Here is a 25,190-nt window from a genome sequence, read left to right as displayed (position 1 = left end):
GATATTATTATGTGCGGTATTGTTGGTGGCGTTGCTGAACGAAGCATTACAAATATTTTAATTGAAGGCCTAAAACGTCTTGAATATCGTGGTTATGACTCTGCGGGTGTTGCACTGGTTGATCAGGGGCAAATCTTACGTGAACGTCGTGTCGGTAAAGTTGCAAATTTAGAAGGTGCGGTTGCAGAGTCGAATATTTTAGGTTCTGTGGGTATTGCACACACACGTTGGGCAACCCATGGTAAACCAACTGAAAATAATGCCCATCCACATATTTCTGGCCATGTTGCAGTGGTACATAACGGTATTATTGAAAACTACCAAGAGCTTAAAGATGATCTTGAAGCTTTGGGTTATGTGTTTACATCACAAACCGATACTGAAGTCGTTGCTCACTTAATTACTGAAGCATTGAAATCATCGCCAAATTTATTAAAAGCCGTTGAAGAAATCGTACCTCAACTAAAAGGCGCTTATGCACTGGGGATTGTGCATACCGATTACCCAGATGAATTAATTGCTGTTCGTGAAGGCTCACCTTTAGTCATTGGTGTTGGTATCGGTGAGAACTTTATTAGTTCAGACCAATTGGCACTATTACCTGTGACCAACCGTTTTATCTATCTTGAAGAAGGTGATATTGCGCGTTTAACTCGTGAAACGATTGAAGTTTTTGTTAATGATCAATTGGTTGATCGTCCAGTGAAAGAACTGGATGCAACCGTGAGTAATGCCTCTAAAGGTGAGTATAAACACTACATGCTCAAAGAAATTTTTGAGCAACCTGAAGCAATTCAACAAACGATCTCTCAAGCTTTAAATGGCAATACACTACGAGAAGATTTCTTACAAAATGCAAATATAGATTTTAAAAATGTTCAGCAAATTCAGGTGCTTGCTTGTGGTACCAGCTACCATGCTGGAATGATTGCAAAATATTGGTTTGAACAACTGATTGATTTACCTTGCCAAGTTGAAATTGCCAGCGAGTTCCGTTATCGCTCGCCTGTGATTGTAGATAACACCTTGTATGTCTGTATTTCCCAATCAGGTGAAACTGCAGATACCTTGGCTGCATTACGTGATACACAAAAGCGTGCTAAAGCAAAAGGCTTAAATATCTACACCATGACGATTTGTAATGTCGCGACCTCGTCTATGGTTCGTGAAACAAATCATCATTTATTAACCTTGGCTGGTCCTGAAATTGGGGTCGCATCAACCAAAGCGTTTACCACACAGCTCGCAGCTTTGATGCTATTGACCCTTAAACTTGGTCAGGTTAAGCAAACCATTTCAGCTGAACGTCTTGATGAAATCACTTCTGCGTTGTGGCATATCCCTAAAGTCATTTTGGATACCTTACAAAATGATACAGAAATTTTACGTTTGTCTGTTCTGTTTAAAGAGAAGCAGCATTGCTTGTTCTTGGGTCGCGGTACAGAATTCCCAATTGCACTTGAAGGTGCATTAAAACTTAAAGAAATTTCATATATTCATGCTGAAGGTTATGCTGCAGGTGAATTGAAACATGGCCCGCTGGCATTGGTCGACAATGATATGCCTGTGGTGATTCTTGCACCGAATGATGACATGCTGGATAAACTTAAATCCAATATGGAAGAAGTCCAAGCACGTGGTGGTGAACTGTTTGTTTTTGCAGATGAAAATAGCGGTATCGTGGCTAAAGATCGTCAACATGTTGTCTATGTTCCAACGGTCAATACTTGGTTAGCACCGATAGCTTACAGTATCCCAGTACAGTTATTGTCTTATCATGTTGCGGTATTACGTGGTACTGACGTAGACCAACCAAGAAACTTAGCAAAATCAGTTACGGTTGAATAATCAATCAGTTACTTATTGTAGTGTATGAAATAAATTAAGTTTCATACATATATCAATAGCTTAAGTAATCCACACAAAGCATGCGCTAAAATTGCATGAATGTGTGGATTTTTTATGCCTAATTTTTATAGATACATCAATTTAAAATAACCTCAACCAGAACAATCACCCTAAACTAAACTTGAACCAACAAGATCCTTTAGCGAAAAATAGCCTCCTTTTTACTTCGCATCAAAGTAGATAAGCCCGAAAGTGAATCAGTCCGTTTTAAAAACTTTATTCTGTTTTATTAAACCTAAGTGCCTTATGGCATCAGTTTTTTGAAATTTTGATTCACAATGCAATAAAAAATTAACATGAAGTTATTTGACAAAACAAACATATGAACATATATTCATATGTAAATAATCCAATTCAGAGGTCCTTATGGGACACAATCATAATCATCCCCATAATAGCCATAGTGATCACAACCACGCACATGTACCTGAAGCAACTACAGGAAATGAAAGAAAAATTCTGATTTCTTTCTTCATTATTTTCAGTTTTATGCTTGTTGAAGCTGCTGGGGGAATCATATCTGGTTCATTGGCACTGTTAGCTGATGCAGGCCATATGATGACGGATGCACTTGCATTAGGATTAGCATATGCAGCATTTCGCTTTGGGCGTCGTACTGCGGATAAATCACGTACTTTCGGCTATATGCGCTTTGAAGTGATTGCAGGCCTGATCAATTCTCTAACCCTGTTTGGGATTGTTGGATGGATCGTCTATGAAGCGATTGTACGCTTTCAATCACCTCAACCCGTACTTGCAGGACCGATGTTTATTGTCGCAATTGTTGGTATGTTGGTGAATATCTTTGTTTTATGGTATCTCACACGAGATGATACTGATCATGTAAATATCAAAGGTGCAATTCTGCACGTGATGGGTGACTTATTGGGTTCTGTTGCTGCAATTATCGCTGCAATCGTCATCTGGTACTCAGGCTGGACACCGATTGATCCGATTTTGTCTGTGCTTGTATCATTACTTGTATTGCGCAGTGCATGGTCTTTGTTTAAACAAACCATTCATATTTTATTAGAAGGTGCGCCTGCCAATGCGAATACAACAGATATCACCACTCACTTATTAAAATCCGTTCAAGGCATTCAGAAAATTAGCCATATTCATGTATGGATGATTACTTCAGGAAGAGCAATGGCAACATTACATGTCCAACCTGAAGCAGGTGTTGATATCAAGACACTCACCGAACAAATTGAACATGAATTAAAAACCAAATTTGATATTGAACATCCAACTGTCGCGATTGATTGGCAAGGTGATAGCAGCTGTAGCCTTGAAAAACCGACAAAAATTGATCCTCATGCTGGACATAGTCATTAAGATCAATATGGATCAAGCACAAATTGCCACAAGGTCATTGATTGTTGCCTTGTGGCATCCACATTTTGAAATTCACTTTGCTTTTGATAATCGATTTGAAAAATAGAAAATTTAACCACACTGCTCTTCTGCAATATGTTTTGCCATATCAGACAGAACATGACTGACATGCGTATCAGCGATTTCATATAAGACTTGTTTGGCCTGACGCTCACTTTTCACCAAGCGTGCTGAACGTAATAAACGTAAATGATGACTAACCAAAGATTGCGACAAATCGAGTGCTTCACAGATATCGCCAACTGGGCTAGGTCCACGCATACAGAATAAAAGAATTCTGAGACGTGAGGCATCTCCTAAAAGTCGAAAAGTTTCAGCCAGAATAATAATCTCGTCTTGCGATATTTCTGTTGAGCCGTCTTTAAAAGTCATATATTAATCACAATCGTTGTTCATAATTTTTCATCATAAAAGATTCTACTCTTGTGCTTCTCATAAGGACAAGACTTAATCGCGATAAAGTCTTTTTCTGGAGGTTCGGTTTTATCAAGCTTAAATAAAAAACCAATTCTTTATAAAGATTGGTTAAGTTGTAACTTCAGTTTCTTTCCACAAGCAATAATGGTTTTTCGATCGGCATCAATTGCGCCATAAGCAATCGCCATCACACGCATTTGCAGGGTAATATCATAATGCGGATAAGAGGCTGAGCGATGAAATAAACGGGCATCGATTTCCAGCATTTGCGCAAAGTGATGTAATTCCTCCAGTGTATCTGCCATCAAATGACACCATTCTTGGCCTTTAAACGGAACTTTTGCGCGATCGACATACACACTCATAACAAGATTCATTTTCCCTATTTCGGATTGATTATCCCATGAAATTCATCCATGATTGAATACAAATTCAAGGTATAGCAAAGCGTCATTTGATGACAACATATAATGAAAATTTATCCAGCCACGCCAATCCATCTCAAGCAACTCAATCAGCTTGCCTGCACCACATATCGCCAACATTTTGCTGATCTTTGGTCAGAACAAGGTCTACAAAACTTTCTCAATCAAAATTTTAGTTTAGAAAATTTGTCCGAATCTCTGCGAGATCCTGATCAAGTTTGGCTATTGCTTGAAAATGAACAAGCGCAAATTATTGGATATGCCAAGCTAAATCTCAATCAATATGAACCCCATCTAGATATTATTGGTGCAGAATTACAGAAAATTTACTTGCTTAAAGAGGCGGTTGGGAAAAATTTTGCATCTGCGCTTATGCAAAATGCGATTGATATTGCACGTGAACATCAACAAGCTTCTGTATTTTTGGAAGTATTAACAACCAATACCCGTGCAAAAAAATTCTATCAAAATTTTGCTTTTACAGAGAAATTAAGCATCGACTTTAAAACAGATTTATATGATATTGGTATGGATTTAATGCAACTCGAATTAACCTCAAGATAATGAAAAAATATCTGATTAGTGCATGTCTTGTAGGTGAAAATGTTCGCTACGATGCCAAGAACTGCCTACAACACAAGCTTAAACAACTGCTAGACACTCAACAAGCCGTGGTGATTTGCCCTGAAGTTTCAGGCGGCTTAAGTACACCTCGGCAACCTGCTGAAATCGTAGGTGGTGATGGTTATCAGGTTTTAAGGGGACAAGCCAAAGTAAAAGACGCCAATGGTGATGATGTTTCAGCTGAATTTATTCTGGGTGCAGAAAAAACCCTAAAACTCGCCCAATACCATCAAGTTACACATATTATTTTAAAAGCCAACAGTCCTTCTTGTGGTTCACAGATGATTTATGATGGATCATTTTCAGGACATAAAATATCGGGTAAAGGGGTTACTGCAGCCCTACTCGAACAACATGGCTTTAGCGTACTCACTGAGGATGAGTTTTTAAAACAGTTAGCGTATGAATAAGCACTATAAATAAAAAGAGAGCCAAAGCTCTCTAAAGGAAACGTAAATTTTAAAATAGTATTATTGTTTATTTTCAGCCATTTTATCGGCTTTCGCTGCCCAATACGTGGCTAAAACAGGCCCAGAAATATTATGCCATAAACTAAAAATAGCACTTGGCACTGCGGTTATTGGAGATGCAGCAAAATGTATCGCCGCTAAGGTCACACCTAAACCAGAATTTTGCATTCCCACTTCAATCGCAACAGCTTTGGAGTCAGGATAAGATAAGTTGAATAGACGACTTGCCCAATACCCTAATAAAAAGCCTAAACCATTATGTAAAATCACCACACCCAAAATCAGCAAGCCCGATTGCAAAATTGAAGCCTTACTGGCTGCAATAATTGCTGCCACGATCACCACAATGGCAACCACAGAGATCAAAGGCATCACTTGAATATATTGCTCAGTCTTTTGTTTAAATAGGCTTCTTAAAATCACGCCCAAAATAATTGGAAAAATCACCACTTTAAGAATATCGATAAACATTGAACCCGCATCAATCGGAATCCACTGGCTGGCTAACACATAGAATATTGCAGGTGTCAAAATAGGCGCTAAAAACGTTGAAACAGATGTACATGTGACGGATAAAGCAGTATTTCCTTTGGCCATATAGGTGATGACATTGGATGCTGTCCCTCCAGGGCAACAGCCGACAAGGATTACCCCTACCGCAATTTCGGGTGGTAAATTAAAAACTTTACAAAGAAAGAATGCCACACTGGGCATCACCACAAAATGTGCAACGACACCGATCACAACTGCTTTGGGATTTGACAAGACATTCTTAAATTCGTCCACGGTCATGGTCATGCCCATTCCCAGCATGATAATCCCTAAAACCCATGGAATATATGCTTTCATCCAGACAAATGCTGCTGGAAAACATAAGGCAATAAAGGCAAATACCACAACCCACAGGGCAAAAGTTTTTTGTACAAACTGACTAAAACGTAAAATTGCTGACATTGTCCCTACCCAAGCAGATTGAGGATTTCGGCTTATCTTAAAGCAAGATGTTTTAAAACAGTAATATTTCTCAAATGATGCAAGTCTTGATGCTTATGCTGCATTGAAAATCTCTTTTGAGATCACGCGTTTTACACCCACAGCCAGCATTTCCTGCCATGCATGTTGTAAAGAACCCTGTAAATCAATCGCTTTGGTGGCGTCCGAAATCACAAAGGCTTTAAAGCCTAACTTGGCGGCATCCATGGCCGTCCATGCGACACAGAAATCTGTTGCAATCCCCACGATATACACCGTATCTATACCGCGTTCTTTAAGATAGCCCGCCAAGCCTGTAGTGGTTTTATGATCGGCTTCCATAAAGGCTGAATAGCTGTCAATTTGAGAACGAAAGCCTTTACGAATGATCAGTTGAGCAGTTGGTATGTTTAGATCAGGGTGAAATTCGGCATCTTTACTCCCTTGTACACAGTGTGATGGCCACAATACTTGCGGGCCGTAATCTAACTGAATCAGCTCATAAGCTTTACGGTTGGGATGATTCTCAACAAATGAAATATGGTTTTCAGGATGCCAATCTTGGGTCAGTACGATATTGTCAAAATGTCGTGCCAATTGATTGATGGTTGGAATGATTTGCTCAGCATGGGCAACTTCTAAATTTCCGCCTGAAGTGAAACCATTTTGTACATCAACAACGATCAAGGCACTACGCTCAGATTGCAACATTTCCCTACCCTTATATTGGCCAAATGACTATTATTTTAATCGTAAAAATTTAAACACTCGATGACTCAACATACAATATAACAGCGTACATTTGCGAGCGTCTTATCAAAATCAACCAAGAAATCATCTAGAACGGTTCGCTAGATTCTAAACGGCGAGACTCCGCCGCCCAATAGAAAATTGTTTTCTAGCGCGAATAGATTTTACCCAGCATTGGGATTAAAACTGCACGCTGTTCAAGTTTGATAAAAAACTGAAAATAAAAAAAATTGCTTGGAAATGTGAGTGATTTGTTGCTTTTGTTAAAGAATTTCCAAGCTTTGACTAAAGCATATTGTTCTGACACGCTGAATCAGTCATAATTTGCATAAGCATTAGGCAATCTTTAAGATGATTGTTTCACGCTCAAATCAAAATACTGCAACCATCCCAATCCTTGTTTACTCAAACGCATGTGGATGGAAAAATAGGATATTTTTTTAAAATGACTCAGCAAGCACAGACCATTCAAGGCTCAATTGTCGCAATCGTCACCCCTATGTTTGAAGATGGCAGCGTAGATTGGAAGGGTCTCGAGAAGCTCGTTGAGTGGCACATAGAACAAGGCACTAATAGTATTGTTGCTGTCGGTACAACTGGCGAAGCATCTACTCTTAGCATGGCAGAACACACAGAAGTAATTAAAGAAATTATCCGTGTTGCCAATAAACGTATTCCAATTATTGCCGGTACTGGTGCAAACTCGACACACGAAGCGATTGAACTCACCAAAGAAGCCAAACAACTCGGCGCAGATGCCGCACTTTTAGTTACCCCTTATTATAATAAACCAACGCAAGAAGGTTTATTCCAACACTATAAGGCAGTTGCTGAAGCTGTTGATTTACCTATCATTCTTTACAACGTACCTGGTCGTACTGGTGTAGATCTGCACAACGACACTGCGATTCGTTTAGCAGATATTCCTCAAATCGTAGGAATTAAAGATGCGACTGGCGATGTTCCCCGTGGTAAAGAGCTGATTGATGGCTTAAAAGGCAAAAACATGGTGGTGTATTCAGGTGATGATGCGACTGCGAGTGAATTGATTCAGTTAGGCGCCCACGGCAATATTTCAGTGACAGCAAATATTGCACCAAAAATCATGAGCGAACTTTGTGCCGCTGCAATTGCAGGTGATGCTGCAACAGCGAAAAGCAAAGATGACCAAGTTGCAAAATTAAACAATATTCTATTTTGCGAATCGAACCCAATTCCAGTGAAATGGGCACTTCATGAAATGGAATTAATTGGTACTGGCATTCGCTTACCATTAACTCCCCTAGCAGAACAATACCGTGCACCACTGCGTGAAGAACTCAAAGCAGTGGGTCTCATTTAATAAGAGCTTAGTATTATGCAATTACGTTTAGGTTTAACTCTTGCCATTTCAGCTTTAAGCTTGGCGGGTTGTAGTTCCCTTGGAATCAGCAATGGTTCTTTAGATTATAAAAACACGACCACTGTAGAGCCACTTAGCTACCCTGAAGGTTCAACAGTTAGACCTGCAACGCCAATGTATCCAGCTCCTATTGTTGACCCTCTTGCACTTCAGCATGCACCAAAATTTGAAAATAAACGAGGCAACCGTTACGAGGTTCCTCGTCCAGATGTTGCTCAAATCAGTGCACCTGCTGATGAAGTCTCTGCATCAACTGAAAGTGTTGGTCGTCCTCAAATTTTAACTGATGGAAATGGCAATCCACTGATCAAAATTGATGGAAATTCTGCTACAATTTGGCAGTACGCACTTGCGACCCTCAGTAGCTTAAATCATAAGGTTATCGGCCAAAGCAAAAATGCCAATGAGGCAACTGTAAAAATCGATAATTCAACTTATGTATTGAAGCTTAATTCTGTAGGTTCAAGTAACACACTTGCTGTGTTTAACGCCGATAATAGCTTTGCAGACAAAGAAAAAGCTGCAGAACTATTAACCCAGATTTACCAAAACTGGCCAGCCTAGTCGTTCTAGGCAATTTTTTTTTGCAAAAGGTTCCCCCATGTTAAAACAAACCTTGCTCTATACTGGTAAAGCGAAATCTGTTTATGAAACAGATAGCGCGGATCATCTAATTCTAGTTTTCCGTGACGATGCTTCTGCATTTAATGGCGAAAAAATAGAGCAACTAGACCGTAAAGGTAAGGTGAACAACCGTTTTAATGCCTTTATCATGGAAAAACTGGCTGCAACTGGTATTGAAACACACTTCGAAAAACTTCTTTCTCCAACTGAAGTTTTAGTGAAAAAATTGCAAATGATCCCTGTTGAATGTGTAATGCGTAATTATGCTGCAGGTTCATTATGCCGTCGTTTGGGTGTCGAAGAAGGTTTAGAGCTTGTTCCACCAACATTTGAATTGTTCTTCAAAGACGACGCTTTAGGCGATCCGATGGTGAACGAGTCTCAAGCAATTGCATTGGGTTGGGCAAATGCTGAACAATTGGCGCAAATGAAAGAATTGACTCAAAAAGTCAATGTTGTGCTGAAAGACTTATTCGCTCAAGGCAACATGCTTCTTGTTGATTTTAAACTTGAATTTGGCGTGTTCCATGACCGTATCGTATTAGGTGACGAATTCTCTCCAGATGGTTGCCGTCTATGGGATAAAGACACCAAGAAAAAACTCGACAAAGACCGTTTCCGTCAAGGTTTAGGTGGTGTTGTTGAAGCTTATGAAGAAGTAGCTACACGTATTGGTGTAGATCTTTCAGATATCTAATTTTAGATACTGATTCTTCAGAAACCGAGCTTTTTAGCTCGGTTTCTTATTTTAAGATACTGATTTTTCTAATAGGTAATCATATAAATTTTCACCAGCTTTTTTCCGAAAGCGGTTTTCAAATAAAGGCACTAAAAACTCAGGATTAATTTGTGGGAAACTGATGTCCTCAAAATCTTCATCGGATGAGTCTGCATATTGAATAATGACAATAATTTCTTCACCCTGTTGGTTTTTTAATTTTCCTTGTGTTCTTAAATCTTGTAATGCTTGAATAATGGTCTTTTGATAGTGCGCTTGCAATTCGCTATATTGCTCATCTGTATAATCCTCTCCCAAGTCCTGATACAAAGCCGTGATTGCATCGTGAACACGATTATTGGCAGTACTTGAATAACTCCATTCTGAAATCCACCATGCTTCATAGACGTCTTCAAAGGTTTTTAATTGTTCTAATGTGCATCCTACATAAAAGAAACCACAGAAATCCTCAACCATTCCCAAACCAATAGCACATAGATGCTGATCTTGTGTAAGCTGCTGAATCTCAGCGAAAGCATCTTGAATGTCTTGGTAAATCACTGAATATAAATGGTCTTTGTTCATCATCATGTTCTTATCATTCACAATTTCAATGCAGAGTTTACTACCAAAGCATAAATTCTGTATATAAACCATTCGCCTATGTTGGCATTTAGCATTCGTAAAAAATTCAGCAATCGACGACTTAAAAATACTGTAAATTATTTTTGAAAAAGCGTTGCGATGAAACTTTAAACATTAAAACTTGACCTTACAATTATGGTAAGGTTTATCTTAAGCTTAAGTCTTCTTAGAGCAGGGTGAGATATGGAATTTTATATTGAAAATATGACCTGTGGTGGTTGTGCACGTGGTGTAACCAAAGCAATTCAATCTGTAGATGAAAATGCCAAGGTGATTGCCGATCCACCAAGTCACAGTGTTAAAGTTGAAACAACAGCAACACAGCAACAAGTGGTTGATGCTTTATCAGAAGCAGGCTTTCCTCCACGCTAAGCTGATTGGATAAAGTGAAAAGGGCTATCAATTTAAGGTAGCCCTTTTTGCATTAAACCAAATATAAACTGATCAAACCCGGCTTTTGCTGATGTGAATTGTTGATCATCACTATATTTCATCAACTTGATTCAATATCATCGCCTCATCACTGAGCCGTTTAAAATTATATGCTTTATCAATAATTTCAAAAGATTGTGCATCAAACTTCCTATAAAACATCGCATGCTAAAATCTAGATTTCAAAACTGAGATCGCTTTAAATAACAAGGCACTTTGCAGATTTTATTCTATTTATATTTTTAAAAGTTGTTTTCTAAATAATCTCAAGCTCACTATGATCACAACAAACCGTTACAAAAAGAGCTACAAAATAGAGTTATGCGTACATTATCAAAACGATATTCATTAAGCCTGACCGCCAGCTTAGTTTTTACATTTCTGTATCCACATGCATACGCTGCGGAACAGATTCCAGCCACCCAAGAAGTTAAAACACTTGATACCATTGTTGTCACAGGTACCCGTTCGCTAAAACGTTCTAAAACAGATTCCTTACAACCGATTGATGTGATTAGTGCAGCGGAATTGACAGAACGTACAGGTTCAAGTGAGTTAGGTACGGCGCTGGCTAAAATTATCCCCTCGATTAACTTTCCTCGTCCAACCGTTGTCGATGGAACAGAACTCGTTCGCCCAGTGCAACTAAAAGGGCTTTCTCCTGATCAAGTTTTGGTTTTAGTGAATGGCAAACGTCGCCATACAGGGGCATTTATTAACCTTGGGGGCACCATTGGACGCGGTTCGGCACCGACCGATTTAAATGCCATTCCGATTTCTGCCATCAGCCGTATAGAAGTACTTAGAGAAGGTGCGTCTGCTCGCTATGGTTCAGATGCAATTGCTGGTGTCGTCAACATTATCTTAAAATCTGATCCTAAAACAGGTGATGCAGGTATTCGTTACGGTATTTATAACAAAGGTGATGGTGAACAAAAACAATCCTATGTCTCAGGCGGTACTCAACTGGGCAATTATGGTTATGCCATTTTTTCTGGTGAATGGCAGGACAATGAAGCAACCAATCGCGCAGGTTTAGACCTTCGTGATCCAAACGCTACTACATACGGACAAAGAACTTTTCGCTTTGGTGATCCAAAATCTGATGAGGTTAAAGCTTCTGTTAATGCTGGTTTTGATCTCAGTGATACTGTTGAATTATATGGCTTTTCAACCTATAGCCATCGTAATGCAGAAACTGCTGGATTCTATCGTTTGAGTAATGCCTCGAACAATGTGCCTGCATTATTTCCAAATGGTTATTTACCGCTGATTCGCGGTCAATTAGATGACTTTAGTGCTGTTGCAGGCTTACGTGGGGAAGTCGCAGACTGGCGCTATGATGTTTCAGCCAATTATGGCTTAAACCAATATGATGTAAATACAAAAACCATCAATGTCGATCTATACAAAGATACAGGTTCAACACCAAATTCATTCCATAATGGACAGTTAAAGAATACCCAAGCTGTTTATAATATTGATTTGTCAAAAGAATTTGAGATCTCTGCTTTTGCAAGTCCATTAAATGTCGCGTTTGGTGCTCAATATTTAAACCAACAATATCAAATCAAAGCAGGCAATCCTGCCTCTTATTATAAAAGTGGTTCTTCAGGTTTATCAGGCTTTCGCCAAGCAGATGCCGGGAAATGGACACGTGACAGTTATGCAGGATATCTCGATTTAGAAACAGATATTACCCAAAAACTTTCAGCATCTACAGCCTATCGTTATGAGAAATATGATGACTTTGGGGACACCAATAATGCATCTCTTTCGTTACGTTATAAGCTTTTACCTCAAGTTGCGGTACGTGGCTCAGTTTCTACAGGCTTTCGCGCACCGAGTCTAGCACAACAATATTTCACTCAAACCTCTTCGCAATTGGTCAATGGACAGTTTGTTGAGGCTGGAACATTTCCAAGTTCTTCTCAAGTTGCACAATTGCTCGGTGCAGAAGACTTAAAAGCTGAAAAATCAAAGAATTATAGCCTTGGCTTGGTACTTACCCCAACTAAAAACCTGTATGTAACTTTGGATGCCTACCAAATTGATATTGATGACCGTATTAGCTTATCTTCAAATATCAATGCCAGCAGCCCCACTGTTCGCGCTTATTTGGTGTCTAAAGGGATTACCGATACCAATTTCAGCACGGTTCGTTTCTTTAATAATGCCAGTAATACCCGCACTCGTGGTGTAGATTTAGTTGCCAATTACCAATGGCAAAACCTGCCTTATGGCGAGTTAACCACATCTTTGGCTTATAATTTTAATCGCAATAAAGTCACCGATGTCGATAAAAACCCTGAGATTTTAAATGCCTTGGGTGTCAACCTCACCCGTTTAGACCGTCGTGAACAATATGGTTTATTGGCCGGAAGCACACCTGAACATAAATTCAGTTTAGCCAATGATTATAAAATTGGAAATTTTGGTATCAATACCAATATCACACGTTATGGAAGCTTTGAAACTTACAGTAACTCAGGTGCTGCCAGTGATCAGAAATTTTCTGCAAAATGGCTGTTGGATTTAGCACTGACATACCAATTAAACAATTGGAAATTTACTGTTGGGGGAGACAACATTACCAATGTTTATCCTGATAAAGATGTTTATGACATCAACAAACCTACTGGCGGAAGTTTGCAATACAGCCAGTTCTCACCGTTTGGCTTTAATGGTGCGTTCTATTACGGCAAAATTAATTATAAGTGGTAGAGGTTAAAGTTAACCAAAGGCTTCAAACCGAGTTGAATGACTCGGTTTTTTTATGTGTATCGTTATTGGGTATATCCTCAACCTGTTTAGAAACACATACACTAGAATATAATTTTCTTTATTCATAATTTTAATTAAATCAATTCTATGGGCAAATAAGTTGTTTAATTTTAAAAACATTCATTGCACACTTTGCTTTGAAAGTTTAAATCAATTTACGTAGGCGCTGCCTAACTTTTCAGAAATGAACAGAGACAAGTTACAAAATCTCCTGTTGGATGAGCGAGTATCGGTAAGCTTGGATTACTGATGAACTTTTTTTAAGAAACTTATATACTCAAAACAAACGATATTCAGATTTAATCGAACATGATAAAAACAATTTATGCTGTCATTTTATTCTTGATCATTTTAAATCCTGCACAGGCGGAAGAGTTAAGCTGTCAGCAAGATTATCCTAAAATTATTGCGTCTGACTTAGATCAATTAGGACAAGATTTAAAGAAAAATGATTATTCATTTATGCAACAAAAAACTCATCCATCTCTAATCAAATATGCTGGCGGTGCAGAAGCTTATCAGCAGTTGCTTCAATACGCTCAAAATTTGCTTGCCAAATCACAGGTAGAAATTGTCAATGTACAATCAAAGCCACCACTTTATAGCTATATCGTAGATCATGAAGAAATTTGCTTTGTACCCAAAACCATCACCATGAAAGTTGTGGGTCAAATTCAAGCAGCATCGCCCTCATTTATGGTCGCCATTCGTTCACTACAATCACATCAATGGACCTATCTGGACGGTGCAGGACTAAAGAATAATCCTCAAATGCTGTTTACACTTTTTCCAAATTTCCCCAAAGATGTAAAACTCCCATTTCAAACAGATACCATAAAATAAGCTATTGGATGATGACCTTTATAGGGGCTGAAAAGATTTGATAGAAGTTTTGTGCATCAATCTGATATTTATAACCTGCCAAAACATATGCAGTGCCCTTTTCAGAGAAACTCAACTGACCATTTTTAATCTCATGTTTTGCAGAACCTGATAAAACCACAAAATTACTGAGTTGTTGATTGAGTTTCACGCCATCTTGCTGAACCAATTGCGCATTGAGTAATACCGGCTGTTCAGCTTTTACTTTGACATTCTTGGGTGCTTGAATATCAACGATATATTTCGCATAAAGTTGCACAGAATTGGTGGTTATCCCGTAGGTCCCTGCAATATATAATTTTTTAAATGTTTCATCATTCAATGCCCAAGGCCAAAAACTGATTCCACGGTGCTTGGTCGTTTCTAAAAGATTGATCAAATCAGCACGATAAGCAGGGTTATACGTTGAATTATATTTCTGAACATCGGCATTGATTTGTTTGGCGGCAATTAAAGTATTGCGGCTATTGGGCATGCTTCCAACCAATAACCCTCGTGGTATCTCAGACAATTGTGACTGTGCACGCGCAACTTGATCTGCATTAAATGAGGTCGTGACGACTTGATTTTCAACTTGGTACTTTTTAATTTCATCCTGCATTTTTGCAACCAATGCTGGATTGGCACTTTTCATTTCGATCATCAGTACAAAGTTTGGATTGTGCTTAAATGTAGTGAAATATTCTGCAAGGGTCGGTATTGGATAAGCTTTGTTTTTAGATTTTAATTGCTGAACCTGCGCAAGGCTCATTTCTTCAATTTTACCTGTTGAACGCGTAGTACGATCCACTGTTGCATCATGCATCACCACAAGATGCTGGTCTTTGGTTAAATAAATATCGTTTTCAACAATATCTGCTCCTAAAGCAACTGCATGTTTTGCACTTTCTAAGGTATTTTCATCTTCTAAACTGGGTACACCACGATGCCCAATAATAAAGGGTTTACGCAATAAGGTATTTTTTGGAAATTGTTTTAAGACACTGGCAAATAGCGTACTTTGCGTTGTAATAATCCCATTCACACCTGAAGTCAAAATACTGGCGACATCCTGCGGATCATGTGCTGGTGTATCAACCCACACTGTCATTAAATGACGTTGAATAAAGCTGACACTCGATTTGTTGGCAAGGTGATGCGGAAGAACCACGATGCGTGCATAGGCCTGATTAGTACGACGCATAATTTCAGAAAGACCGACATGACTCTCCTTTAAATTTTCGCGACTTAAATCTAAAGCTGTTCGAAGCGTAGGTACAATTTGATGCGCAGACTTGAGTAAATCATCACTTTTGGACAATACAGTAATATCGTTTATATCGTGAGATTTAGAGAGTAATTTTAAGGCTTCAATACTTTTGGGATCTTTGATTTCTAAAACAGGGATGGTATTGCGCTGTGGGTTGGATAAATATTGTTGTAATGTTTCAACCACCTGCCCTGTCTGATCAAGTAAGTTTAAATTGGCATCTAATTGATAATATAACTGATTGGTTGAATTTAATGGACTGCTGGTAGTTTTAACTTTTTGAATCAGCGTCGGTGCCAAAGCGACATTAGTTTGAATTTCTTGCACTTGGGTGACTTTATTGGCTAAGTCTGGCAATGCACTGGTTTGTTCAGAGACTTGAATATTTTTAACTTTTAAGACTAGGCCTGTTGCTGAAAGACCTATGCCGCCTTTGACAGATCCTTGGTCAAGTTCTACATCTTGCATTAACTGGTGGTTTAAATAGTGTTGTACCCGTTGACCAGAGACCACAATGCTGGCTTTATACCATTGATTTGCTTTGATGTTCTCCGAAAATGCTTTCGTTTCAGAGACCTCCCACTGCCCGTTACTTTTATGCCGACCAAACTCCGTACCATTTTTTGCAGTGGTGTCTGTTCTGAGGGTAAATTGATAATAACTGCTGGGAATCACCCCCTGAGTTTCTGTGACATCATAAATCACACTGCCCCAACGTGAGTTATTGACAGCTTGGTCTAAAGTAAATTCGAGATCAATGCGATAGTTTTGTTGTTTTTCAAGATTTTGCGGTAATAAAATTGAGGTCGGACTGACTGAATTTGCTCGACCATCAATATGAAGTATCCCATTTTCAACATAGACATTGCCGGCATTGTTGCCAGGAATACGCCAGCCTTGAGGGATTGTTTTTTGCTGAACAAAACTTTGTTGATAAAGTGTTTTAAGCTGCTGCGAAGCAAGTTTAGGCTGATTTTGGGTCGAAATTTTACTTGCAAGTTCAGCATGGCTCAACATCGGTAAAGAAATTAAAACAGCAAAAGATAAAACGGATAATTTCATAAAATTTCTAAACCATTTAGAAGCACTTTGATTAAGCGTATTTCTAAAATGGTGTCAGCCTAATTTAAATTTTGCCGATATTTTAAACCTTTATATAAAATAGAACATCTATTTAAAAGATGCCTAAGCAAATAAACGTCACAACTACTGTTGCTGCTGTTCTTGTTGCCAACGACGTTGCTGTAAACGCTCACCTTCAACTTCACGCTTATTACGAGCAGACTCATATAATTTTGTGCCTTTCAATTCAGGTGGTAAATATTCCTGTAGCACAAAATTTTCAGGGTAGTTATGAGGATAAAGATAATCCACACCATAGCCTTGTTGTTTCATAAGCTTGGTCGGTGCATTACGTAAATGGAGTGGCACAGGTAGGTTGGACGTTTTTTCTGCAAGTTCTAAGGCTTTATTGATCGCCAAATAAGTGCTGTTACTCTTTGCACTGGTTGCCAGATAAACTGCGCATTGGCCTAAAATAATTCGACACTCAGGCATGCCTATCGCTTGAACCGAGCGGAAACATTCGCCCGCTAAAAGCAAGGCATTTGGATTTGAGTTACCAATATCTTCTGAAGCAGCGATCAACATACGACGAGCGATAAAAACCGGATCTTCACCGCCTTTAAGCATACGTGCCATCCAATACAATGTTGCATCAGGATCACTACCCCGAATAGATTTAATAAACGCAGACACAAGGTCATAATGTTGCTCACCTGATTTGTCATAGCGTGCAATATTCTGTTGCGCAACTTTGACCACGATCGCATTGGTCACAATATTTTCAATATCGGACTCAAAGGTACTGGCAATTAAATCGATTAAATTAAGTGCCTTACGTGCATCACCCGCAGCAAATTGAACCAATGCATCAAATTCTTCAATCTGGATATGGCGGTCTTTTAAAAATTTATCTTGTTGAATCGCGCGTAAAATGAGTTCTTGAATCGCCTCATTACTTAATCCATTTAAGGTATACACCTGACAACGAGACAGCAAAGCACTGTTGACTTCAAATGAAGGGTTTTCAGTGGTCGCACCGATCAGGGTAATTTTGCCTTTTTCAACCGCATTCAATAAGGCATCTTGTTGCGACTTATTAAAACGATGAATTTCATCAATAAACACCACCGGTGTTAATAAATCACCACTGTCAGCAATCACCTCACGGAGCTCTTTTACCCCTGTATTTAAGGCAGATAAGCTAATAAATGTACGATCGACTGCTTGAGCCAATAACAATGCGATGGTGGTTTTCCCAACACCAGGCGGCCCCCAAAAAATAATCGAGGGTAAATGCCCTTGATCAATCATTTGACGGAGTGGTGCTGCAACACCGAGTAAATGATCTTGCCCAATAATTTCAGACAAATCACGTGGACGTAAACGTTCTGGAAGCGGAATTTGAGTGTCTGACATACTGCTTTTTTAATTGATGAATGCTGTCCTTAGTCTACTATGGAAAATCATCAATATTGCACTTTCAGCTTTAAAATAATCGATTCTGCAAAACATCCATTAACGAGGCCTGAAATACTTGACCATGACTAAGATGTGGATAAAGCATTAATTTGCCATCTACGCCTTTACTGGCCAAATCTAAAACCAATTGACGGTTATTTTGAATCATATCCCGATCTGCATTTGGGCTGATTGGTCTCGTTGTAGACTGAATGATGTCACCTTCCATCACCCATAATTTTTTATTTTTTAATTGCTCAGGCGGGGCTTTTTCAACGGCTTTGAGTAATCGAGAATCTGCCCATGTGAGAGATGGACTGGCTGAAAAATAGTGTGAAAACTTATTATCTGTGCTTTGACTATTTAAAAGGGTATCCAAAACAAATAAACCAGCATAAGAATGTCCCCACAATGCGGTACGTTGCTTATCCAGTTTTACTTGCGTATTGACCCACGGCATAATTTTTTCAAACAGCACCTGTCTAAATTGTGCACTTCCGCCAGCCATACGTTCAGGATTGCGTGGGTCAGCCGCTACTTTTCCAGATTCATCAGCAGGTGTGTAGTCTACAGACCGTGAAGCGGACTCAAACGGTAACTGGGTTTGATAGCCTATGGCCACCAACACAGGGCTGTCTTGTTCGGATAGTTTTTTTAACAGTGACTCATCTAAACGCGCCATAGCAGAGTTGCCATCTAACATATAAATAGCAGGTAAGATCTTATTTTTATTGATATGTTTAGGAATACCGACCCAAACTTTATAATGCCGTTGTTGATCTGCGGATTGAAAATTTTTTACTTGAAATTGATAATAACTGGAGCCTTGCTCCGCAATATTTGGCCCTAAAGCTTGCAAATCTGGTTTTGCATAAACATTGCAGTGAATACCGAAACTCAGGCTGATTGCACATACACAGAATGCACTTTTTTTGAATAACCAAGATAAAGCAAACATTTTAAAACACATCAAACTGAAGAGTTTGCCTATCATATTACTATTTGATAATGATTATCAATTCATAATTGATTCAAATGATTTACCGCACCCATCTTACAATGTATTCATCAATTTCTTCTTCATTGACTTCTGTTTCGGAGATACAGCGCCCAGCAGCAGATTTTCTGGCTTTAATCACATTGCTTCTTGAGCCTGTGATCAGATAGTGCCATGCCGGTAAATTTTTACCTTCATTCACCCGACGATAAGCACAACTTGAAGGCAACCAATGAATATTGGCTAATTTTTCAGGGCTTAATTGAATACAGTCGGGTACATAATCTAAACGATTGGGATAGTCAGAACATTGTGCTGTTTCACAATCGAGGAGTTTACAAGACACTTTGGTATAGGCTATTTCATGTGTGTCATCATCTTCTAATTTCACCAAACAGCACAACCCACAACCATCGCACAACGCTTCCCACTCGGTCGGATTTAACTCAGACAGTGTATAATTCTTCCAAAACTGGGGGCGGATCTCAAAGGTCATGGCATAACATTAAAGTCATTTAAGGCGAAATAATTATATCAGTATATAAGCAGAAATTAGAAAATTTAAAACAGAACAAACCTTTACATATTGCTTTATTAATCACACTTTTTAAACACAACTTCACAAGTCCCTCAGATTTTTCTGCCTATACTGAAAATACATAACAAAAATATGGAGATGAATCTTATGTTTCGTTGGGCAATTATTTTCGCTGTGATCGCCTTAATCGCAAGTTTATTTGGTTTTGGTGGTGTTGCGGGAATGTCTAAAGACTTCGCAGTCATTCTTCTCGTTGTCGCAGTAATCCTCGCGATTGTTGGTTTTATTTCGAGAGGAAAAGTTTAGCTTTTCCTGATCAATTTTCATGAAAGAGAAGAACCTTGGTTCTTCTCTTTTTCATTTGAAAACGACCTTTTTCATTCATAAATTTTCACATTTCTATTGTAAATATTCGAAATTTAGTCATTTGAATCTTATATATTTATGCTTTAATCAATCTCATTCTCGCCGATACACAAGGATTAACAGATGACTCTTGCAATCAAAACTCGTGAAATTCAATACCAAGCAAAAGATGGAACAACTTTAATCGGTTATTTTGCTGCGCCTGAATCCGCACAACCAGTTGCAGGTGTGATTGTTGGTCCAGAATGGTGGGGCCGAAATGAGTATTCTGAACAACGTGCTCGAGAGTTGGCACAACATGGTTTTGCTGCGCTGGCAATTGATATGTATGGCGATAAAAAAACCACGGCTGTTGCGACTCAAGCCCATGAGTGGATGATGCAAACCTTCCAACATGAGCAGACCATTGTTGAGCGTTCATCTGCGGCTTTGGCTGCTTTAGCAGCACAACCAGAAGTCGATGCAACGCGTTTGGCTGCGATTGGATTCTGTTATGGTGGTAAAGTGATATTAGATTTGGCACGCTCAGGTGCTGACTTAAAGGCTGCGATTACTTTCCATGCAAATTTATCTGCGCAAAAAGCAGCGGAAGCAGAAAAATTTAAAGCGCAAGTGTTAGTGCTACATGGTGAAAAAGACAGCATGGTGTCTTTGGCAGATGTTGAATCGTTTAAACAAGAAATGCAGCATGCTCAGGTAAAATCTGAAGTGATCATCCTGAAAGATGCTAAACATGGCTTTAGTAACCCACAAGCAGATGAAAAAGCAAAAGCCAATGGCGTAGATCTAGGTTATAACGCCGAAGCAGAAAAAGCCGGATTAGCAGCAATGTATGATTTATTAGATCGTACCTTGGCTTAACCTACTCTGGCTTAATTAAAATACGTTCTACGTCGATTAAGACAACAAAACGAGGGATTAGAAATGACTGAAAAAGTATGTCCTTATTGTGACTTTGAAGAATTTGATATCATTGATAAAAATGAATTTGGTGCAATTTTGCCTGAACATAACCCTTTGTCTAAAGGTCATTCAGTGATTATTCCTTTGCGCCATATTGCTTCTTTTTTTGAGGTTTCAGAGAAAGAACGTAAAAGCCTTTCCTCTTTATTGGAACTGGCACGTAACGAGCTTAAGATTCGCCATCAACCTGAAGGTTTCCATATCGCTTTTAATGATGGTCATGTGTTTGGTGAAGACCAAAGTGAACATTTCCATATTCACATTATCCCACGTTATAAAAACGAACCGCTTAAACTGGATAAGCGTTGGGGTATCATCAACGAAAACTAAGTTGTGGCTATAAACGCATTTGAAAAGACGCTTTGGCGTCTTTTTTTATGTAGATTACTGCTCAAGTTTAAGATAATTTTCCGCAATAAATTTATCTTGGTTATACTGAGCATCCAATTTTTACGCTAGATTGTTATGTCGCAATTTTCATTTTCAGATGCGCTATTGACTTGGTTTGATCAACACGGGCGCCATGATTTACCGTGGCAAGTGGCTGATGATCCATACAAAGTTTGGGTGTCTGAGATTATGTTGCAACAAACCCAAGTCAAAACTGTACTGCAATATTTTGATAAATTTATCCAACGCTTTCCAACTGTCGATGATTTGGGTAAAGCCTCATGGGATGATGTTGCCCCCTATTGGGCAGGATTAGGCTACTACGCCCGTGCACGCAATTTGCATAAAGCAGCAGGCGTGGTCAGCCAGCAAGGGCATTTTCCACAAAGCTTAGAACAATGGGTGGAACTTTCAGGTATTGGTCGCTCTACTGGTGGCGCACTGATGTCGCTTGGCTTACGCCAATATGGCGTCATTATGGATGGCAATGTAAAACGTGTTTTGGCCCGTTTCTTTGCCATTGAAGATGACCTGAGTAAACCCATCCATGAACGAGCCATGTGGCAACTGGCAGAAAGCTTATGCCCAACTGAACGCAACCACGACTATACCCAAGCAATTATGGATTTGGGCGCAACCATTTGTACGCCCAAAAAGCCACTCTGCTTATACTGCCCTATGCAACAACACTGCCAAGCCCATCAACAAGGGCTAGAAACTGAACTGCCTTATAAGAAAGCTAAAAAGCCTGTTCCCGTTAGAACAGCCACAGTGTTATTAATTGAGTCAGATCAACAATGGTTATGGGAACAGCGTCCCAACAGTGGTTTATGGGGAGGCTTATGGAGTTTACCGATTTTTGAAAATGAGCTCGCGTTTCAACAGCTTTGTCAAAGTCTAAAACTTATTTCAACTGTTGAACCTGTCCAAATCTCGCATAGCTTTACCCATTTCACATGGATTTTAAATGCGCATATTGTTCGCGTTGAATCAGACCAAAAAGAATATCTTCAGGCTGAACTTGGGGGCGAATGGTTAACACCACAAAAAGCTACACAAATGGGCATCCCTACAGCCATGAAAAAATTGATCTCAGCAGTAAAAATATGACATAGTCAGACACGGGTATTCGAAGCATATTTCAATTTTAATTTGCCCTTTTGAAACTTGAAAAAAAGGATTTCTCGTGTCACGTAGCGTCCCATATTGCTTGATGGCTTTGCTTGCCATTATTTTAACTGCATGTACTACTGCACCTAAAAAGCCAAGCTCATCTAAGCCACAGCTTCCACAAGCTCAAATTAACCGCCTAAAAGCGATGTCAATGCCAACCCGATTGGCAATTCCTGTAGATGGAGTAAAACCACAAAACCTCACAGATACTTGGGGTGCATCTCGCAGTGCTGGGCGAGCACATGAAGGAATTGACATCATGGCTTCACGTGGAACCAAAGTTTATAGTAGTACTGACGGTGTGATTGCCAGCTTAAAGAGCAATAATCTGGGGGGTAAAGTGATTTGGCTCATCGGACCAGGTGGGGTTTATCACTATTATGCTCATCTAAACGATCACAAACGTGGTCTACAAGAAGGCGATTACGTTAAAAAAGGTCAGTTAATCGGCTATGTGGGCAATACGGGAAATGCACGACATACTGCACCGCATTTGCACTATGGACTATACTTAAGGGGTAAAGGCCAAGGTGCAGTCAACCCCTACCCTTATTTACGTTAATTTTAGATTGAATCAATTTAGGAATATTCCATGTCAGAAGCATTGCTTGAGCGTTTAGTTGAATTTGCAGAATCAGGCAATCAACAAAAAATTGCCCTCAATGGACAAAATCATCAAGGCTGGATTATGGAAATCACCGATGAAGCATTAATGATCAGTACTGGCTTTGCAGACAAAGCGGGTAAAGATATTTGGGTAAATTTTAAAGATTTACAACATGCGCAACTTTCCTATTGGGACAACAAACAAGATCAGTGGGTCGAATTTAAACTTTAGACAATTAAAACTTAAATCAATCAGAACAATGGTAGATCTTTTATGACAAATAAACGCTGTGGTTGGTGTTCAGATGATCCTCTTTATATTGAATATCATGATCAAGAGTGGGGTAAATCCAATCGAGATGAACAGCATTTATTTGAAATGCTTTGCCTAGAGGGGCAACAAGCAGGTTTATCTTGGATTACTGTTTTAAAAAAGCGTGAAAGCTACCGCGCCCAATTTTTTAACCACCCGATTCAAACCATCGCCAATTTTACTGAACAAGAGCTTGCGCTAAAATGTCAGGATGCTGGGCTGATTCGCCATATCGGTAAATTAACGGCAATTCGTGACAATGCTATTGCATGGCAAAACATGAAAGCTCAAGAGATTGATATGGTGAACTGGTTATGGGATTTCGTCGACCAGCAAGTACAACTCAATGATGTCCCTGATTATAAATTAGCGCCTGCACAAACCGAAACCAGTCAAAAGCTTTCCAAAGCGTTAAAAAAGAATGGTTTTAAATTTGTTGGTCCAACCACTTGCTATGCCTTTATGCAAGCAGTGGGTATGGTCAATGACCATGAAAATGATTGTATATCCCGCTAAAAGTTTAACTGAGCAAACAGGAAGGATTCACATGTCAAATAATACGTTTCATGCTTATGCTGCCTTAGAGGCAGGTGCAGCACTTGTGCCCTATCAATTTGATGCAGGTGAATTACAGCCTCATCAAGTCGAAGTCAAAGTTGAATATTGCGGTTTATGCCATTCCGATGTTTCAGTGATTAACAATGAATGGGGAAATTCAGTTTTTCCAGTGGTTGGCGGTCATGAAATTATCGGTACCATCACTCAACTGGGTTCAGAGGCGAAAGGATTAAAAGTCGGTCAACGTGTTGGTATCGGCTGGACTGCGGAAAGTTGTCAGCACTGTGATCCATGTGTTAGTGGTCAACAAGTGCTTTGCACAGGGGGTTCAGTTGCAACTATCGTTGGTCATGCAGGCGGGTTTGCAGATAAGGTTCGTGCAGGTTGGCAGTGGATTATTCCTTTTCCTGAAGATTTAAATCCTGAAAGTGCTGGCCCTTTATTGTGTGGTGGTATCACTGTTTTTGACCCAATCTTAAAACATCAAATTCAAGCAGTTCACCATGTTGGTGTCATTGGGATTGGTGGCTTAGGTCATATGGCCATTAAAATACTCAAAGCGTGGGGTTGTGAGATCACTGCCTTTACATCGAGTTTGGATAAAACAGATGAACTTAAAGCGATGGGTGCAGACCATGTGGTCAATAGTCGCGATGCCAATGCGTTAAAAGCACAACGTGGCAAATTTGATTTATTGCTCTGTACGGTAAATGTGAGTTTGGACTGGAAAGCATATCTGAATACACTGGCGCCAAATGGCACAATTCATATGCTAGGTTTAGTCCTCGAACCGATGCCGATTCCAGCGGGTGCACTGATTGGCGGTGCAAAATCAGTGACTGGTTCACCAACAGGCTCCCCTTTTGCATTGCGTCAATTATTACAATTTGCCGCACGCAAAAACATTGCACCACAAATTGAAGTTTATCCAATGTCAAAAATTAATGAGGCTTTGGAGCGACTTCACTCTGGAAAAGCCCGTTATCGTATCGTATTAAAAGCGGATTTCTAATTTAAGTCTGACCATCCATCACGGTTTATCAAGAACCGTGAATGGAATAAG

Annotated in this window: 27 protein-coding genes; 18 read left to right on the top strand and 9 right to left on the bottom strand. The window is 39.4% G+C overall.

What is annotated here, in order from left to right:
- Window positions 1-9: 9 nt before the first annotated feature.
- Window positions 10-1,848 carry a glutamine--fructose-6-phosphate transaminase (isomerizing) gene (gene glmS, locus MTO68_RS00455; RefSeq protein WP_034611139.1) on the top strand — a complete coding sequence of 613 codons (1,839 nt, stop codon included), beginning with the start codon at window positions 10-12 and terminating at the stop codon, window positions 1,846-1,848.
- A 426-nt stretch (window positions 1,849-2,274) separates the two neighbouring features.
- Entirely contained in the window at window positions 2,275-3,246 is a 972-nt protein-coding gene (locus MTO68_RS00450; RefSeq protein WP_004718779.1) for a cation diffusion facilitator family transporter, read from the top strand.
- Window positions 3,247-3,357: 111 nt separating this feature from the next.
- On the opposite strand, the gene MTO68_RS00445 is transcribed toward MTO68_RS00450, so the two are convergent.
- Together MTO68_RS00445 and MTO68_RS00440 are read right to left on the bottom strand one after the other, a co-directional pair.
- Window positions 3,358-3,678 carry a metalloregulator ArsR/SmtB family transcription factor gene (locus MTO68_RS00445; protein WP_004718782.1) on the bottom strand — a complete coding sequence of 107 codons (321 nt, stop codon included), beginning with the start codon at window positions 3,676-3,678 and terminating at the stop codon, window positions 3,358-3,360.
- A gap of 140 nt (window positions 3,679-3,818) precedes the next feature.
- Complete coding sequence (locus MTO68_RS00440; RefSeq protein WP_004718783.1) at window positions 3,819-4,088, bottom strand: DUF4031 domain-containing protein; 270 nt, start codon at window positions 4,086-4,088, stop codon at window positions 3,819-3,821.
- A 105-nt stretch (window positions 4,089-4,193) separates the two neighbouring features.
- Between MTO68_RS00440 and MTO68_RS00435 the strand changes: the two genes are divergently transcribed.
- Window positions 4,194-4,712, top strand: a complete 519-nt coding sequence (locus MTO68_RS00435; RefSeq protein ID WP_244014591.1) for a GNAT family N-acetyltransferase — start codon at window positions 4,194-4,196, stop codon at window positions 4,710-4,712.
- Window positions 4,712-5,182 carry a DUF523 domain-containing protein gene (locus MTO68_RS00430; RefSeq protein ID WP_034611128.1) on the top strand — a complete coding sequence of 157 codons (471 nt, stop codon included), beginning with the start codon at window positions 4,712-4,714 and terminating at the stop codon, window positions 5,180-5,182. Before MTO68_RS00435 ends, MTO68_RS00430 begins: the two co-directional genes overlap by 1 nt.
- 60 nt (window positions 5,183-5,242) lie before the next feature.
- Here MTO68_RS00430 and MTO68_RS00425 read toward each other — a convergent pair whose 3' ends face one another.
- Together MTO68_RS00425 and pncA are read right to left on the bottom strand one after the other, a co-directional pair.
- Window positions 5,243-6,196 carry a bile acid:sodium symporter family protein gene (locus tag MTO68_RS00425; protein WP_004718792.1) on the bottom strand — a complete coding sequence of 318 codons (954 nt, stop codon included), beginning with the start codon at window positions 6,194-6,196 and terminating at the stop codon, window positions 5,243-5,245.
- A gap of 93 nt (window positions 6,197-6,289) precedes the next feature.
- The gene (gene pncA, locus MTO68_RS00420) at window positions 6,290-6,925 is read right to left on the bottom strand and encodes a bifunctional nicotinamidase/pyrazinamidase (protein WP_244014589.1); all 636 of its coding nucleotides are present in this window, start codon (window positions 6,923-6,925) and stop codon (window positions 6,290-6,292) included.
- Between the two features lie 484 nt (window positions 6,926-7,409).
- Between pncA and dapA the strand changes: the two genes are divergently transcribed.
- From dapA to purC, 3 genes are read left to right on the top strand one after another with little or no spacing between them, the layout of a single operon-like run.
- Window positions 7,410-8,306 (top strand): 4-hydroxy-tetrahydrodipicolinate synthase, encoded by an 897-nt coding sequence (dapA, locus tag MTO68_RS00415; protein ID WP_004718795.1) that lies wholly within the window; start codon window positions 7,410-7,412, stop codon window positions 8,304-8,306.
- Window positions 8,307-8,321: 15 nt separating this feature from the next.
- Window positions 8,322-8,930 carry a hypothetical protein gene (locus MTO68_RS00410; RefSeq protein WP_004718797.1) on the top strand — a complete coding sequence of 203 codons (609 nt, stop codon included), beginning with the start codon at window positions 8,322-8,324 and terminating at the stop codon, window positions 8,928-8,930.
- Window positions 8,931-8,967: 37 nt separating this feature from the next.
- Window positions 8,968-9,687: a phosphoribosylaminoimidazolesuccinocarboxamide synthase gene (gene purC, locus MTO68_RS00405; protein ID WP_244014587.1), complete on the top strand. Its 720-nt coding sequence runs from the start codon at window positions 8,968-8,970 to the stop codon at window positions 9,685-9,687.
- A 51-nt stretch (window positions 9,688-9,738) separates the two neighbouring features.
- Here the strand turns inward: purC and MTO68_RS00400 are convergent, their stop codons facing one another.
- A complete protein-coding gene (locus MTO68_RS00400) occupies window positions 9,739-10,299 on the bottom strand; it encodes a DUF4303 domain-containing protein (protein WP_244014585.1) in 561 nt (186 codons plus the stop codon).
- A gap of 237 nt (window positions 10,300-10,536) precedes the next feature.
- Here MTO68_RS00400 and MTO68_RS00395 point away from each other — a divergent pair, with 237 nt between their 5' ends.
- The 3 genes from MTO68_RS00395 (at window position 10,537) to MTO68_RS00385 (ending at window position 14,412) form a co-directional block, all read left to right on the top strand.
- Entirely contained in the window at window positions 10,537-10,725 is a 189-nt protein-coding gene (locus tag MTO68_RS00395) for a heavy-metal-associated domain-containing protein (RefSeq protein WP_004818287.1), read from the top strand.
- A 381-nt stretch (window positions 10,726-11,106) separates the two neighbouring features.
- Window positions 11,107-13,509, top strand: coding sequence for a TonB-dependent receptor (locus tag MTO68_RS00390; protein WP_244014583.1), 2,403 nt, complete (start codon window positions 11,107-11,109; stop codon window positions 13,507-13,509).
- A gap of 369 nt (window positions 13,510-13,878) precedes the next feature.
- Window positions 13,879-14,412: a hypothetical protein gene (locus MTO68_RS00385; RefSeq protein ID WP_244014581.1), complete on the top strand. Its 534-nt coding sequence runs from the start codon at window positions 13,879-13,881 to the stop codon at window positions 14,410-14,412.
- A 1-nt stretch (window position 14,413) separates the two neighbouring features.
- Here the strand turns inward: MTO68_RS00385 and MTO68_RS00380 are convergent, their stop codons facing one another.
- The 4 genes from MTO68_RS00380 to MTO68_RS00365 all read right to left on the bottom strand — a co-directional run bounded on the left by MTO68_RS00380 (window position 14,414) and on the right by MTO68_RS00365 (window position 19,716).
- Window positions 14,414-16,762: a glycerophosphodiester phosphodiesterase family protein gene (locus tag MTO68_RS00380; RefSeq protein ID WP_244014579.1), complete on the bottom strand. Its 2,349-nt coding sequence runs from the start codon at window positions 16,760-16,762 to the stop codon at window positions 14,414-14,416.
- A gap of 144 nt (window positions 16,763-16,906) precedes the next feature.
- Window positions 16,907-18,181, bottom strand: coding sequence for a replication-associated recombination protein A (locus MTO68_RS00375; RefSeq protein WP_004718810.1), 1,275 nt, complete (start codon window positions 18,179-18,181; stop codon window positions 16,907-16,909).
- Window positions 18,182-18,251: 70 nt separating this feature from the next.
- Window positions 18,252-19,181, bottom strand: coding sequence for an alpha/beta hydrolase-fold protein (locus MTO68_RS00370; protein ID WP_244014577.1), 930 nt, complete (start codon window positions 19,179-19,181; stop codon window positions 18,252-18,254).
- A gap of 82 nt (window positions 19,182-19,263) precedes the next feature.
- Window positions 19,264-19,716, bottom strand: coding sequence for a YcgN family cysteine cluster protein (locus MTO68_RS00365; RefSeq protein ID WP_154130164.1), 453 nt, complete (start codon window positions 19,714-19,716; stop codon window positions 19,264-19,266).
- Window positions 19,717-19,905: 189 nt separating this feature from the next.
- Here MTO68_RS00365 and MTO68_RS00360 point away from each other — a divergent pair, with 189 nt between their 5' ends.
- The 8 genes from MTO68_RS00360 (at window position 19,906) to MTO68_RS00325 (ending at window position 25,139) form a co-directional block, all read left to right on the top strand.
- On the top strand, window positions 19,906-20,064 hold the full coding sequence (locus MTO68_RS00360; RefSeq protein WP_004718815.1) for a DUF1328 domain-containing protein: 159 nt from the start codon (window positions 19,906-19,908) through the stop codon (window positions 20,062-20,064).
- Window positions 20,065-20,247: 183 nt separating this feature from the next.
- Window positions 20,248-20,985: a dienelactone hydrolase family protein gene (locus MTO68_RS00355; protein ID WP_244014575.1), complete on the top strand. Its 738-nt coding sequence runs from the start codon at window positions 20,248-20,250 to the stop codon at window positions 20,983-20,985.
- A 63-nt stretch (window positions 20,986-21,048) separates the two neighbouring features.
- Window positions 21,049-21,417 (top strand): HIT family protein, encoded by a 369-nt coding sequence (locus MTO68_RS00350; protein WP_004718818.1) that lies wholly within the window; start codon window positions 21,049-21,051, stop codon window positions 21,415-21,417.
- 135 nt (window positions 21,418-21,552) lie between these two features.
- Window positions 21,553-22,587: an A/G-specific adenine glycosylase gene (gene mutY, locus MTO68_RS00345; protein ID WP_004818258.1), complete on the top strand. Its 1,035-nt coding sequence runs from the start codon at window positions 21,553-21,555 to the stop codon at window positions 22,585-22,587.
- A 76-nt stretch (window positions 22,588-22,663) separates the two neighbouring features.
- On the top strand, window positions 22,664-23,212 hold the full coding sequence (locus MTO68_RS00340) for a M23 family metallopeptidase (protein WP_244014573.1): 549 nt from the start codon (window positions 22,664-22,666) through the stop codon (window positions 23,210-23,212).
- Window positions 23,213-23,242: 30 nt separating this feature from the next.
- A complete protein-coding gene (locus MTO68_RS00335) occupies window positions 23,243-23,488 on the top strand; it encodes a hypothetical protein (protein ID WP_056517037.1) in 246 nt (81 codons plus the stop codon).
- Window positions 23,489-23,530: 42 nt separating this feature from the next.
- Window positions 23,531-24,085 carry a DNA-3-methyladenine glycosylase I gene (locus MTO68_RS00330; protein ID WP_004818255.1) on the top strand — a complete coding sequence of 185 codons (555 nt, stop codon included), beginning with the start codon at window positions 23,531-23,533 and terminating at the stop codon, window positions 24,083-24,085.
- 31 nt (window positions 24,086-24,116) lie between these two features.
- Complete coding sequence (locus MTO68_RS00325; RefSeq protein ID WP_034614740.1) at window positions 24,117-25,139, top strand: NAD(P)-dependent alcohol dehydrogenase; 1,023 nt, start codon at window positions 24,117-24,119, stop codon at window positions 25,137-25,139.
- Window positions 25,140-25,190: the final 51 nt, after the last annotated feature.

Origin of the sequence: Acinetobacter sp. NyZ410 (assembly GCF_022828975.1) — a bacterium.
Taxonomy (GTDB): domain Bacteria; phylum Pseudomonadota; class Gammaproteobacteria; order Pseudomonadales; family Moraxellaceae; genus Acinetobacter; species Acinetobacter guillouiae.
The sequence above is the reverse complement of the archived record's forward strand: the minus strand, read 5'-3'. Positions and strand labels throughout refer to the sequence as shown.